9 protein-coding genes are annotated in these 12,547 nt (G+C 44.4%); 4 read left to right on the top strand and 5 right to left on the bottom strand.

Features of this window, described 5'->3' with window-relative positions; all coding sequences use genetic code 11:
• Positions 1–906 precede the first annotated feature (906 nt).
• Both amaB and lat read left to right on the top strand, forming a co-directional pair.
• Positions 907–2,436 carry an L-piperidine-6-carboxylate dehydrogenase gene (amaB, locus tag B0I21_RS10285; RefSeq protein WP_133640367.1) on the top strand — a complete coding sequence of 510 codons (1,530 nt, stop codon included), beginning with the start codon at positions 907–909 and terminating at the stop codon, positions 2,434–2,436.
• Positions 2,437–2,478: 42 nt separating this feature from the next.
• Positions 2,479–3,768, top strand: coding sequence for an L-lysine 6-transaminase (gene lat / locus B0I21_RS10280; RefSeq protein WP_243836024.1), 1,290 nt, complete (start codon positions 2,479–2,481; stop codon positions 3,766–3,768).
• A gap of 92 nt (positions 3,769–3,860) precedes the next feature.
• On the opposite strand, the gene B0I21_RS10275 is transcribed toward lat, so the two are convergent.
• From B0I21_RS10275 to B0I21_RS10260, 4 genes are all read right to left on the bottom strand, one after another.
• Positions 3,861–4,283: an energy transducer TonB gene (locus B0I21_RS10275; protein WP_133640365.1), complete on the bottom strand. Its 423-nt coding sequence runs from the start codon at positions 4,281–4,283 to the stop codon at positions 3,861–3,863.
• Between the two features lie 32 nt (positions 4,284–4,315).
• On the bottom strand, positions 4,316–5,299 hold the full coding sequence (locus B0I21_RS10270) for a hypothetical protein (RefSeq protein ID WP_133640364.1): 984 nt from the start codon (positions 5,297–5,299) through the stop codon (positions 4,316–4,318).
• 85 nt (positions 5,300–5,384) lie between these two features.
• Entirely contained in the window at positions 5,385–7,496 is a 2,112-nt protein-coding gene (locus B0I21_RS10265; protein ID WP_133640363.1) for a type IA DNA topoisomerase, read from the bottom strand.
• A gap of 59 nt (positions 7,497–7,555) precedes the next feature.
• Positions 7,556–8,902: a deoxyguanosinetriphosphate triphosphohydrolase gene (locus B0I21_RS10260; protein WP_133640362.1), complete on the bottom strand. Its 1,347-nt coding sequence runs from the start codon at positions 8,900–8,902 to the stop codon at positions 7,556–7,558.
• A 247-nt stretch (positions 8,903–9,149) separates the two neighbouring features.
• Between B0I21_RS10260 and B0I21_RS10255 the strand changes: the two genes are divergently transcribed.
• Positions 9,150–10,214: an aldose epimerase family protein gene (locus B0I21_RS10255; protein WP_133640361.1), complete on the top strand. Its 1,065-nt coding sequence runs from the start codon at positions 9,150–9,152 to the stop codon at positions 10,212–10,214.
• 57 nt (positions 10,215–10,271) lie between these two features.
• Here B0I21_RS10255 and argH read toward each other — a convergent pair whose 3' ends face one another.
• Positions 10,272–11,603 carry an argininosuccinate lyase gene (gene argH / locus B0I21_RS10250; protein WP_133640360.1) on the bottom strand — a complete coding sequence of 444 codons (1,332 nt, stop codon included), beginning with the start codon at positions 11,601–11,603 and terminating at the stop codon, positions 10,272–10,274.
• A gap of 566 nt (positions 11,604–12,169) precedes the next feature.
• Between argH and rbfA the strand changes: the two genes are divergently transcribed.
• The gene (gene rbfA, locus B0I21_RS10245; protein ID WP_133640359.1) at positions 12,170–12,541 is read left to right on the top strand and encodes a 30S ribosome-binding factor RbfA; all 372 of its coding nucleotides are present in this window, start codon (positions 12,170–12,172) and stop codon (positions 12,539–12,541) included.
• Positions 12,542–12,547 lie beyond the last annotated feature (6 nt).

Genomic DNA, 12,547 nt, shown 5'->3' with positions numbered 1-12,547 from the left:
GCTAGCGTTCATCCTGAGCCAGGATCAAACTCTCCATTGTAAAAATGAATTGTTCGACTCCCGACTATTTATCAATAAATAATCAGAATCGTTTTTGTTGTATCTTACGTTCCGAACTGACAGGTTGATTTGTTTGTTAGTGTATAACTTTCATCTTCCGACTACTCGTTACGCTACATGATCATATCTCTTAAAGAACTGTTATCGCCGCCGCGTCGCGCTTTGGCATCCTATATATCGTGGCATCGCTGCCCGAACTATCTTTTTTTGTTTCCCTCCGTTTCGTTGGGACTGCAAAGGTAGAAGATTTTTCCGGATCCGCAAAATAAAGTTGAACTTTTTTTTCGCTGCCCCAAAGGGCAAAAACCGGCGGAACGCCCCTTGTATACAGGCTTTTCCATCTCCTCGTGTTCGCTTTTCAATCGTCCCTCCCTTGCGGAGTGGTGCAAAGATAGAACTTTGGCACAACCCCTGCAAACAATCCCCGCTTATTTCTTGCCAAAACACCGCAAGGCACTGGGGATCTGTGGGATATTTTTATCCGACGCTCCTGTTTACCCGCCATTTGGCGCCACCTGCTCGGAAAAACTGGACATACCTGACACTATTCTACATCGATCCTCATTCGTTATGAGGTCGGCGCGTAGACGGTCTATCTGGAAAAAAGAATGCAGATTAAGCGGTTTGTACAGTATGTCCTGGCAGTGTGGCACCGCGCACCAAGCCTGTTTCTGCATCTGCGAGCATCTAACCTTCCTCTTCCTACCGCATGCCTCCAGGACACGGCCTCTCCTATTCATTAGGCATCAAATAATGCTATGCAACGCATCAAATTCAACACACATACTATAATTTAAAATAAAATTCGATATATTTATAAATAGATAGAACAAAATTAACCACAATATGATAAACGAAGAATTAAAATCATTAGGCATAGAGAACCATCACAAAGGTACGTCCACCGGAACAGCATGGTTCGGCAGCGGAGACCGCATCGAATCCCGCTCGCCCGTGGACGGAAAAAGTATTGGCCATGTGTCGTGCACGGCTATGCCGGATTATGAGCGAGCCATTACCACCGCCTTATCAGCGAAAAGCGCTTGGTCTAATCTACCTGCCCCAAACCGGGGGGAAGTAGTCCGCCAGTTTGGAGAGAAATTGCGCTTGCACAAAAATGAGCTAGGAAGATTGGTGTCGTACGAGATGGGCAAATCCTACCAGGAGGGGCTTGGCGAAGTGCAGGAAATGATTGACATCTGCGATTTTGCTGTCGGACTCTCTAGGCAACTTTACGGATTTACGATGCATTCTGAAAGGCCGGCACATCGTATGTATGAACAATACCATCCGCTAGGCGTGGTTGGCATCATTTCCGCTTTCAACTTTCCCGTTGCTGTATGGGCATGGAACGCTGCACTTGCCCTGGTCTGTGGCAACGTCATTATCTGGAAAGGAAGTGAGAAAACACCACTGTGCAGCATTGCTTGCCAGAAACTTTTGACAGAAGTGCTTACTGCTAACCATTTGCCAGAAGGAATATCTTCAATCTGCACAGGATCCGCCGATGTAGGACGCTGGATGGCAGAAGATGCCCGAATCGATCTTATTTCGGCAACAGGTTCCACGCGCATGGGCAAACAGGTGGCCGCTACGGTTGCGACGCGTTTAGGCAAATCTCTTTTAGAACTGGGAGGAAACAATGCTATTATCGTTACTCCTCATGCCGACTTAAAAATGACGATAATGGCTGCTGTGTTTGGGGCGGTTGGCACTGCCGGACAACGTTGCACAAGTACAAGAAGGCTTATCATTCATGAAGATGTGTATGAACACGTTCGGGATGCATTAACAAGCGCATATCAACAGCTGAAAATCGGAACCCCACTAGACACGGAAAATCACGTTGGGCCGCTGATTGATACCGATGCTGTAAAACACTACTTGTCGGCATTGAGCGAAATAAAAAAAGAAGGCGGCACCCTGTTAGTTGAGGGCCAAGTGCTGCAGGGCGAGGGTTACGAAAGCAATTGCTACGTCAAGCCTGCAATAGCTGAAGTGGAGAATCACTATGCCATCGTTCAAAAAGAAACCTTCGCACCTATTCTCTACTTGATAAAATACCGCGGGGAAGTAAGCGAGGCTATCGCCTTACAAAATGCTGTGGCACAAGGATTGTCCTCATCGATAATGACCAACAATCTTCAAGAAGCCGAGCACTTTCTGAGCCACCGCGGATCCGATTGCGGCATCGCCAATGTGAATATCGGAACGTCTGGAGCAGAAATTGGAGGCGCATTCGGCGGCGAAAAAGAAACAGGTGGTGGTCGCGAATCAGGTTCTGACGCTTGGAAAGCTTACATGCGCAGACAAACGAACACCATAAATTACAGCAACACGCTACCACTCGCGCAAGGGATAAAATTCAACTTTTAAACTTTCTAACACGCATTTCAACTATTCTTAACTATTTCGCTGATGAGAGATCTACATAAACTACTATCCAAACACATCCTTGCTGATGGCCTACCGCTAGTTATGGATTTGGCCAATTCCCAAGGCTCCTACTTAAAAGACATAAACGGCGACGAATACCTTGACATGTTCTCTATGTTCGCTTCCTCAGCTGTCGGCTATAACCATCCATACATCCTGGCTAGACAAAAGGAGCTCGGTGAGTTAGCTATTAATAAGCCTGCAATGTCTGATATATACCCAGAGGCTTATGCCCAAGTGGTAGAAACCTTTTCCAGGGTAGCCATTCCCGAACAACTACCATACTGTTTCTTCATCGATGGCGGCGCACTAGCTGTCGAAAATGCCCTGAAGGCCGCTTTTGATTGGAAAACACGACTCAATATGGCTAATGGCGCGCATACACAAGCATCAAAAGTCATTCATTTTAAACAGGCCTTCCACGGTCGATCTGGCTACACACTATCCTTAACCAACACAAATGACCCGAGGAAGTACATGTATTTCCCGATGTTTGATTGGCCAAGGATATCAAATCCAAAACTAAACTTTCCATTAACGGAATCTTCCATCGCGTCGACCGTCAGGAAAGAGCAGGAAGCCATAGCACAGATTGAAGCGGCTATTGCAAAAGCGCCGAATGAAGTCGCGTGTATCATTATAGAACCGATCCAAGCAGAAGGCGGCGATAATCATTTCCGAAAAGATTTTTTTCAAGCATTGCGGGTGATATGCGATCATCACGACATATTATTGATTATGGACGAGGTACAGACTGGCTTAGGAATGACTGGAAAAATGTGGGCTTACCAACATGCTGACATTATACCGGATCTGATCGCATTTGGCAAAAAAACACAGGTGTGTGGCATATTAGCCAATAAGGAGAAATTTGATCGTGTGGACAAACATGTGTTTCGTGAATCCAGCCGGATCAATTCCACCTTCGGCGGAAATCTCATTGATATGGTTCGCTTTCAATATATACTCGAAATTATTGAAAATGAAAAGCTAGTACAACATGCGGAATCGACAGGAAATTACCTGTTGCAAAAGGTCTATGATCTAGAGAAGAAAAAGCACTATCTAAGCAATGCACGTGGATTGGGCCTTATGGTAGCAGTAGACTTTGCGACGGAAAGTCAGCGGAACGAGTTTATCACACGCTCCATGAGCAACAAATTATTGATCTTAGGCTGCGGGGAGCGCGGCATCCGGTTTAGACCGCATCTCAATGTGACCAAAGGCGTGATCGATGAAGCGATGATACGCTTCGAAAAATCGTTGCCTTGATAGCTTTTTGAATCCAGGAAAAATGATGCATTGCGGCGATAAAAGTATGTCCGCAAGTATGTTCAAAAAAGTGCTGCACCGCGTTGCTGCTTCTAGCGATCCAGCAACGCGGTAATGGATTGCTTGATGCGTGTTCGCACGCCCTTACCTTCCTTTTTGGCAGGTATCCACTTCGGTGACTTACGCATCACGCGCAATGCCTCTTCCGCAAATTCGGGACTGATCTTATTTTTGTTGATAATAGCTACATCACAAACTTCACCATCTTCACACACCGTAAATTCCAAGACGGCCGTTTGGCGTAAGCCGTAATCCACATACGATGTACTATCTATACTGTTTACAAGCTTACGAACATCGAGGTTAGCCTGCACAAATTTATTCCAACTGCCCGCGCCACTTCGAAACTGCGGGTAAGTATCCACAGACGTTACAATAAGGGAATCAACAGCCGATTGCGCCTGCACAGTTTGTACGAACAAGAAAAGAAAAAATAATAGTCTCCAGCTTCTCATAATCACCTCTTTCCGTTAAATTTACGGATTAATTAGGCTTTCGCCAAATCTAGGTCCTTCTTAAAAGATCCGTCTTCAGTCCGTAGAAAGGTCATCGGATGTTCCGGATCTTTGATAATTTCAAATAAGGTAAAGCCCCATGGCTTCCAAAAATTTTCCAATACCTGTCCGTATGTTTTAAACTGCCAATTGTCAAATATAGGCTTCATCGTCCAGTCATTTAGGGGCATCGGCTCCACATAAATTTTATCCGGCGTCTCCATGTATGTGTAATCCGGTAAGCGGTTAAACAAATAGGCAGAATAAAAATACCGGGCACAAACTTCTTCAAATTGAACGGGGTGCAGCCGTTGGCCTGCAATAGCCTGTAAGATGTCTTCATGATAGACGGCATGTGTTCCATTGTCTTGCAATGTCGCTATGATAGCGAAATCGTTCATTCTAAACGAAAAAATCAAGGTATTGATTTCATCGCGGTAATTGAAATGTGCTTCTGGATTGTCCACAGGCAACACGAGAACGGAAAACGGGTTCCGGTTTTCAAACTCCATAGCCACACGGAGGGACTGCAACATGGCGTGCAGGTTGCGAAACTTGTGCACCAAAGCTTGCGAAAAATTCATCGGTTCGCCGCTTAGCATGGCTTGCCGCACGCCAGACTGAATCTCGTTAAACACTACACCATATAAAATCTTGGCGACCCATTGGAAGAGCCTGATTTCCGGAACGTTTATCACCGCATCATAGCCCTGCTCCATGGCCTGTTCGATTTCCAACTCTAACTCCTCAAACAACCCTGCTGTAGCCACTGAACAAGGCAATTTCAGCGACTTATAATTGACGATGTTTTCATCCAACATACGGAAAGGCTTGTCTTCCAGATCGAATTTTCTCATCATCCATAGCGGAAAGACTTGTATTTGCTCGTCGCGTGAGCTCAACACCTCTCCCGATAGAAAACAGGTTTCGTTATTGAATTTGAAGTCTAAAAAGGGATTATAGAGTTTTGAAGCCATAGCGGACAAATATATCGGTTTTTGGAAGTGATTTTGTTTGTTGTGCGTCAATTTTAAAAGCGCACCGGCAGTTTCACACGACTGGCTACGCCACGATAACTTTCAGATCTTGTAATACTAGCGTGCCTTCACCTGCCTGCCCCCCCTTGTTTCGTACGCCTTTCAAAACGGTAGTCTTTCCTTTTTCCAATAAATTCTTCATCTCTTTCTCCTCTAAGAAAACCCCATGCAACGTACGCCATATTTTAAAATCACAACCGCGGGCATAATGATCGCATTGCGCAACCTTTTCGTATAGCTGGATGTTTCCCGCATCACATTTCGGACATTTTATTTTTCCCTTCTGCAGCGGTTTAATTTCTTCTTGCTGTATAGCAACGCGGAGCGTCAGCAATTCTTTCGTAATCTTTACGGTGTAGTCTTTGATATGCTTCATGAATACATCGTATGACACTTTATTTGCTCGCATCTCTTCCAGCTTTTGCTCCCACTTCCCGGTGAGGGTTACCTTCGCTATCGAGCGATCTTTTACGAGTTGATAGACGGCTAAACCTTTCTCCGTAGGGATAAGCTTCTTCCTATCACGTTTGATATAATCGCGTTGAAAAAGCGTTTCAATGGTTGCTGCACGTGTGGCTGGTGTTCCGAGTCCACAATCTTTCATGGCCTGCCGCATCTCCTCATCTTCAATTTCCTTGCCGGATGTTTCCATGGCTTTCAACAAGGAGGCCTCCGTATGGATAGGTCTCGCCTTGGTGTGGCGTTCTGCCAGCTCCAGCGAGAGAATTTCCAGTAATTCCTCGGCCAACAGCTTTGGCAATTGTGCATTTTCGTTATCCTGATCGTCGGCGTTTTTATCTTCATCGGGCGATTCAACCTGGTCGGGTGACAGGCGCCAGCCATATTGGCGAATAACGGTTCCTTTTGCAATAAGTTCGACCCCATGCGCGTCTATGATAACCGTTGTGATATCTTTCAAACAGACCTCGGAGAAACTTTCGACCATCCGCTTCGCAATCATGTTGTAGATATTTTGCTGATCCTTAGGCATTGGGCCCGGCTTTTCATCAGTCACCAATAGGGCATGGTGATCGGTGACTTTCTTATCATCTACGGAGCGCTTATTTAATTTGGCACCTATTAAATTTCTACTGATTGCGGCAATATTTTCATCGGCGGTGTCCGCTAAATGCTGAAAAAGGTCGCCAATGCCTTCGAAAACATCTTCACCGATATAACGCGAGCCGGTACGGGGATAGGTAATTACTTTCTTTTCGTAGAGTGTCTGTGCAATACCTAAGGTTTGGTCAGCGGAATAACCGTATTTCTTATTCGCATCTTGCTGCAACGATGTAAGATCAAACAAAAGCGGGGGTGGTTCTTTTGTTTCCTTGGCCTCTACTTTGACGACCCTAGCCTCAGATCCTACCGTGATCTTGGCGATGGCCTGTTCGGCATCTTCCTTTTTATCGATTTTGTTGGACGTGGCTTTAAACTTAATGTTGTCCTTTTCGAATCCCGCCTGTATCTTATAGAAGGCCTGCGGCTTGAAATCTTTATTTTCTAGATAACGCGAGCAGATCATGGCCAGCGTCGGTGTTTGCACGCGACCTAGGGATAGCAAACCCTTATTACCTGCTGCCAGCGTCAAAGCTTGTGTGGCGTTGATACCGATCAGCCAGTCGGATTCGGATCGAGATCGAGCAGACATATACAAGCTGTCATATTCGGTTCCTTCTTTTAGGTTGGCAAACCCTTCCTTGATGGCCTTATCCGTCTGCGAAGAAATCCACAATCGCTTAAAGGGCACCTTTGATTTTAAAAAGTAGTATATGTTTCGAAAGATCAGTTCGCCTTCGCGCCCAGCATCCGTCGCAACAATAATCTCCTCCGCCTGTGCCAACAGATGCTTTATCGTGTTGAGTTGTTTGACAGCACCTGCATCATCCATTTGCTTTCCATCACGCTTTACTTTTTTTGCTTCTAACTGGAAAGCTGCCGGAACAATAGGCAAATTAGCAACAGACCAGGTCGCATAGCCGTATGCCTGCGGCGTACAAAGTTGTACCAGATGCCCAAATGCATAGGTAAACGCGAAACCATTACCGGCAATATAGCCGTCTTTCACCTCCTTTGCGCCCATGACACGAGCCAAATCTCTTGCTACAGATGGTTTTTCAGCGATTACTACTTTCATTGGAAAAGTAAAAAGTCAAAATTAAAAAGTAAAAAGTTAGAAGTCAAAAGCTACCTTTATCAATCTAATGTAGGTATGGATATGCCTTTAATTTTACGATACAAATCAATAGCATACACGTCGGTCATACCGGATACAAAGTCGAGGACAGCCCGAATCTTCCCATAGGCATCTGCCCTATCGGTATGAAATTGTTCTGGAATCATAGCAACCAGCTTACGGTCGAACATGGTCTTATTGCTTTTCAAATAAGCCGGCACAAATTCTTCCAAGAGCGCATTCATTACCTTGTAACCTGCAATTTCTATTTGAACCACCGTTGGGGCATTGTATATATTTGCTACAGATATTTTTGATATCTTTTTCATCTGCGCCACGATAGGTTCGTCCAGCGCATCCATCAAGGCACTTGCAAAGGTACCTGCCAAAAATTTATCTTGATTTTTTACAAATACTTCTGCGCATGCATTGATCAGTGTGTTGATCGCTTTTGCTCGAAGCAACTCCACCTTACTACCCGTATCTTTCAAGCCTTCCAAGCGAACTTCAAGATTTTCACCTCCGCATAGAGGCAACAATAATTCTTCTACTTCTTTATACGAAAGTATCTTCAGGTGATGGGCGTCTTCGAGGTCGATAATATTATAGCAAATATCATCTGCCGCCTCGACGAGGTAGACTAAGGGGTGGCGCAGATACCCACGCGGATTGGTTGGATCTTTTTCAAGCCCTAACTCCGCAGCAATTTGTGCAAAGCTTTCTGCCTCACACTCGAAAAACCCATACTTTTTCCGGTGATGATTTCCACTCACGTGTCCGTCGACCGCAGCACAAGGATATTTTACAATAGAAGCTAAAGTCGCATACGTTAAGGCATAGCCCTTTTTATCTTTGCCATTGAAAGGATGCGTAAGAATCCGCAGCGCATTAGCGTTACCTTCAAAATGGATCAGATCTGCCCATTCTTTCGACGATACCTGCTCTTTATATTTGATGCCGGCGCCCTCCGTGAAGTAGGAAGATATAGCAGCCTCCCCGGAGTGCCCGAAAGCAGGGTTTCCTAAATCATGCGACAAACAAGCCGAAGAAATGATATTGCCCACTTCCTGCAGGAAGGGATACTCGGTATCGATATCTGGATTTTCCTTCTTCATCAGGTTGTAAAAAAGTCGTCCCAAAGACCGTCCAACGCTTGCAACTTCCAGGCTGTGCGTAAGCCGATTATGCACAAAGACAGCACCCGGAAGGGGAAAAACCTGTGTTTTGTTTTGTAATCTTCTAAACGGCGATGAAAAAATCAACCGATCATAATCGCGCTGAAATTCGGAGCGCGCATCGAGATGATCATTGATTGCACGATCTTCGTAACCCCATCGTTTTGCCGAAAGCAATTGTTTCCAATTCATGTAAAATGTAGTTTTTGCTTTGCGCAAATATAAGATTTCTCCTTTTGCGGTAAGGAAAATAAATACCAACGCTCCTTACAATTACCCCCTGCGAACTTTTACATACATAGAATAGGCTGCGTTAAAGACTTAATAAACAAGCTGCTGAACGCTATTACACAGCGATGAAGAAAAGATTGTTTTCGCTGTTTTGCTTCTTCGTATCAGCAGTATTCCGTATTTTTATAGAAATCTACGCAAAACACACATGGCATATAAACTTCCAGACCTAGCCGCATTCGAATACAAAATTGAGCAAAAAAATACGCACCTCGTTGTCTTGAAAAACCGTTCGGGCATGCAGGTAGCTTTTACAGATTACGGAGCACGTATAGTGAGTATATTGGTTCCGGATAAGTTCGGTGATTTACGAGACGTCGTACTGGGTTTTAATAGCATTCAAGAATATATCAACGCTGATGAGCAATATCATGGCGCCACGATAGGCCGTTATGCCAATCGTATCGCCAACGGCGAATTTTCTATCGGTGGCCAAAACTATATATTGGAGCAGAACAATGGGAGCAATTGCCTACATGGCGGACCGACCGGTTTCCACACTAAAGTATGGGATAGACAAGTGTCGTTCACTAACAAAATAGACTTCTACTATGTATCCGAAGACGGCGAAGAAGGTTTTCCCGGCAATCTGAAAGTTTGTGTCTCCTATGAACTTACCGAGGACAACGAAATCATGATCAGCTACAAAGCAGAAACAGATGAAGAAACGGTGATCAACCTTACCAACCACGCTTATTTTAACCTAGATGGGGAGGGCCATAGCGATATCTTGCAACATTGGGTGACGATACCTTCCGATCACTTTATCCCTATCGATGAAAATCAAATTCCGGAGGGTATCGAAGCTCCTGTGGATGATACGGCCTTTGACTTTCGCACCCCCAAGCAGGTGTTTGCAGATATAGACAGACAGGAAAAACAGCTTGTTCATGGCAGTGGCTATGACCACAGTTTTGTAAACACCCAGCCCTTTTCATTGCCCGCCGCATCGGCCCATGCAAGCTCATCAGGAATCAAACTTGATGTTTTCACGACCGAGCCTGCTGTACAGTTCTATACAGGTAATTTCCTTACCGGGAATGACACAGGGAAATCTGGAGGCACCTATTTCTCGCGTTCGGCGTTTTGTTTTGAAACCCAGCACTACCCCGACAGCCCTAACCAACCATCGTTTCCGAGTACGAGGTTAGCAGCGGGTGAGGTTTTCGAGTCAAAGACCATATATAGGTTTTCTATCCAAAAAGGTAGCTAATCGAAATGCCCCGACAACCTGTAATCATGTTGTCGGGGCATGTGATATAAACTGATATTATTGGAGCAACGAGGCTAGCGCCTGCCGCACCTTCTCGAAATGAAATGAATTTTTAACCTCTTCAAACATCCGTTTGATCTCTTCATTACAGAGGTTACCTATACTGCCCTCATGGCTGTGGTGAACCTCTTTTGATGGCTGAAATGTCCCCTCGTCAATAGCTATACCAATGTTTCGGTAAGCCTCCCGAAAGGGTACACCGCGCAATACTTCGTTGTTTACTACCTCCACGCTAAACAAATAATCGTATTTCGGATCTTCGAGGATATTATTCTTCACCGTGATATGCCCCAACATAAAGCTGGTGATCTTTAAGCAATCACTGAGCGATTGAAATGCCGGGAATAGATTCTCTTTCAGCAACTGCAGATCGCGGTGGTAGCCTGAGGGTAAATTGGTCGTCATGAGCGCAATTTCATTGGGTAGCGCTTGGATCTTGTTGCATCGCGAACGAATCAACTCGAAGACATCCGGATTTTTTTTATGCGGCATAATGCTGGACCCCGTTGTAAGATGCGCTGGAAACGATATAAACCCGAAGTTTTGGTTGATAAATAGGCAAACATCCATGGCAAACTTAGCCAATGTCGCCGCAATAGCGCTCATACCCTGTGCAATAATACGTTCGGTCTTGCCACGTCCCATTTGCGCATACACGACATTATAATTCAGATCGTCAAAGCCAAGTAGCTTCGTCGTCATGGTACGGTCCAATGGAAAGGAGGAGCCATATCCCGCAGCGGAACCTAGCGGATTTTTGTTACACACCTTCCAAGCGGCTTTCAGTAGCTCCAAATCATCAACCAAACTCTCAGCATAGGCGCCAAACCATAAGCCGAAAGAAGATGGCATAGCAATTTGTAAATGTGTGTATCCCGGAATCAAAACCGATTTATGTTTTTCACTTAAACCGATCAAGGTGCTGAATAGCGCATCCACATCCTGAACCAGACTTTCTATTTCAGAACGGAAATAGAGTTTCAAATCGACAAGTACCTGGTCGTTACGTGATCGACCCGAGTGAATTTTTTTTCCTGCCTCGCCAATGCGCTGGGTGAGCAGCATCTCCACTTGTGAATGTACATCCTCTACAGATTCTTCAATGTTAAATTCTTTATTGGCTATTTGTTTGTAGATCGTTTTGAGTTCTTGCTGTACCGCGTTTAGATCGTCCTCCGGTAATAGGCCGATGCTATTAAGCATGCGCGTATGGGCAAGCGACCCTAATACATCCGCTGCGGCCAAGTGCATGTCCATATCACGATCATTGCCTACCGTAAACGTCTCAACAAACGTATCTACATTTATATTTTTTTGCCAAATTTTCATTTGCTTGCTTTTTTAATATTATCGGAAATAGAAGCTTTCGCTATAAACCGTTCATCCACGGCGCTCCAAATTTACTATTCTTTGCGAACAATCGTAAAGCATTTCTGGTATAGTACTCACAAAAGTTTACTGACGCTTACAGCCGTTGGCATGGTCTACAGTAAAGTACAACGCAAACAAAGGAGGTTAATTTACATGCTTCAAAAAACCAAGAAATAGATACAAAAAAGTGATCACTCACTTTATTTTAAAAAAAGTCTTTGCACGAATAGTTTATATACCTATGTTTGTAGAAGTAAAGGGGAAATGGAAGAAATAGAAATAAAGATAGTGAGTTGATACTTACACTTTATTACCAGGAGTAAACGAACTAAATTTGATAGACGAAGGTCTGAAATCTTGAAAAAATACAGCTAACCATTTATAAACTAATTTTGTTCTGAAAGCGTATCTCGACCTGTGATACGCTTTTCTTTTAACACGATAATCAGCTTTAATTGTTACCTTTGTAAGAGGTAGCTGGTCTGCTTACTTACATTTTATGGTAATAGAGAAAATAACATGTTATGGGAACAGAAAGTAAACGACAACAACGATTTGCAGGGGTTATTCAACAAGATCTTGCTGAGCTTTTTCAGCGAGAAGGCAATAGCTGGGCTCCAGGCGCTTTTATAACCGTTACACGGGTTCGCGTTACGCCTGATTTAGCCATTGCGCGTGTGTATTTAAGCTTTTTAAATACGAAAACAGCGAAAGACGATCTATCCAGCATTCAAGCGAAGACTACCGAAATACGCTATAAACTAGGCACACGCATTAAGAACCAAGCCCGGATAGTACCACAATTGGAATTCTTCCTGGACGATACCAATGAGTATGTAGAGCACATGGACAAGCTTTTTGAAGAAATAAGTAAAGAACCTAGACAACCAGATTAGCCATCT

The sequence above is a fragment of the Sphingobacterium paludis genome (genome assembly GCF_004364125.1).
GTDB lineage: Bacteria > Bacteroidota > Bacteroidia > Sphingobacteriales > Sphingobacteriaceae > Sphingobacterium > Sphingobacterium paludis.
Note: the sequence above shows the minus strand (reverse complement) of the source record. Positions and strands in the feature narration are given on the sequence as shown.

What these genes read in the sequence shown, in the direction of transcription:
- B0I21_RS10265 (WP_133640363.1), bottom strand. Translation starts at nt 7,496, where the DNA reads ATGAAAGTAGTAATCGCTGAAAAACCATCTGTAGCAAGAGATTTGGCT.
- lat (WP_243836024.1), top strand. Translation starts at nt 2,479, where the DNA reads ATGAGAGATCTACATAAACTACTATCCAAACACATCCTTGCTGATGGC.
- B0I21_RS10270 (WP_133640364.1), bottom strand. Translation starts at nt 5,299, where the DNA reads ATGGCTTCAAAACTCTATAATCCCTTTTTAGACTTCAAATTCAATAAC.
- rbfA (WP_133640359.1), top strand. Translation starts at nt 12,170, where the DNA reads ATGGGAACAGAAAGTAAACGACAACAACGATTTGCAGGGGTTATTCAA.
- amaB (WP_133640367.1), top strand. Translation starts at nt 907, where the DNA reads ATGATAAACGAAGAATTAAAATCATTAGGCATAGAGAACCATCACAAA.
- B0I21_RS10275 (WP_133640365.1), bottom strand. Translation starts at nt 4,283, where the DNA reads ATGAGAAGCTGGAGACTATTATTTTTTCTTTTCTTGTTCGTACAAACT.
- argH (WP_133640360.1), bottom strand. Translation starts at nt 11,603, where the DNA reads ATGAAAATTTGGCAAAAAAATATAAATGTAGATACGTTTGTTGAGACG.
- B0I21_RS10260 (WP_133640362.1), bottom strand. Translation starts at nt 8,902, where the DNA reads ATGAATTGGAAACAATTGCTTTCGGCAAAACGATGGGGTTACGAAGAT.
- B0I21_RS10255 (WP_133640361.1), top strand. Translation starts at nt 9,150, where the DNA reads ATGGCATATAAACTTCCAGACCTAGCCGCATTCGAATACAAAATTGAG.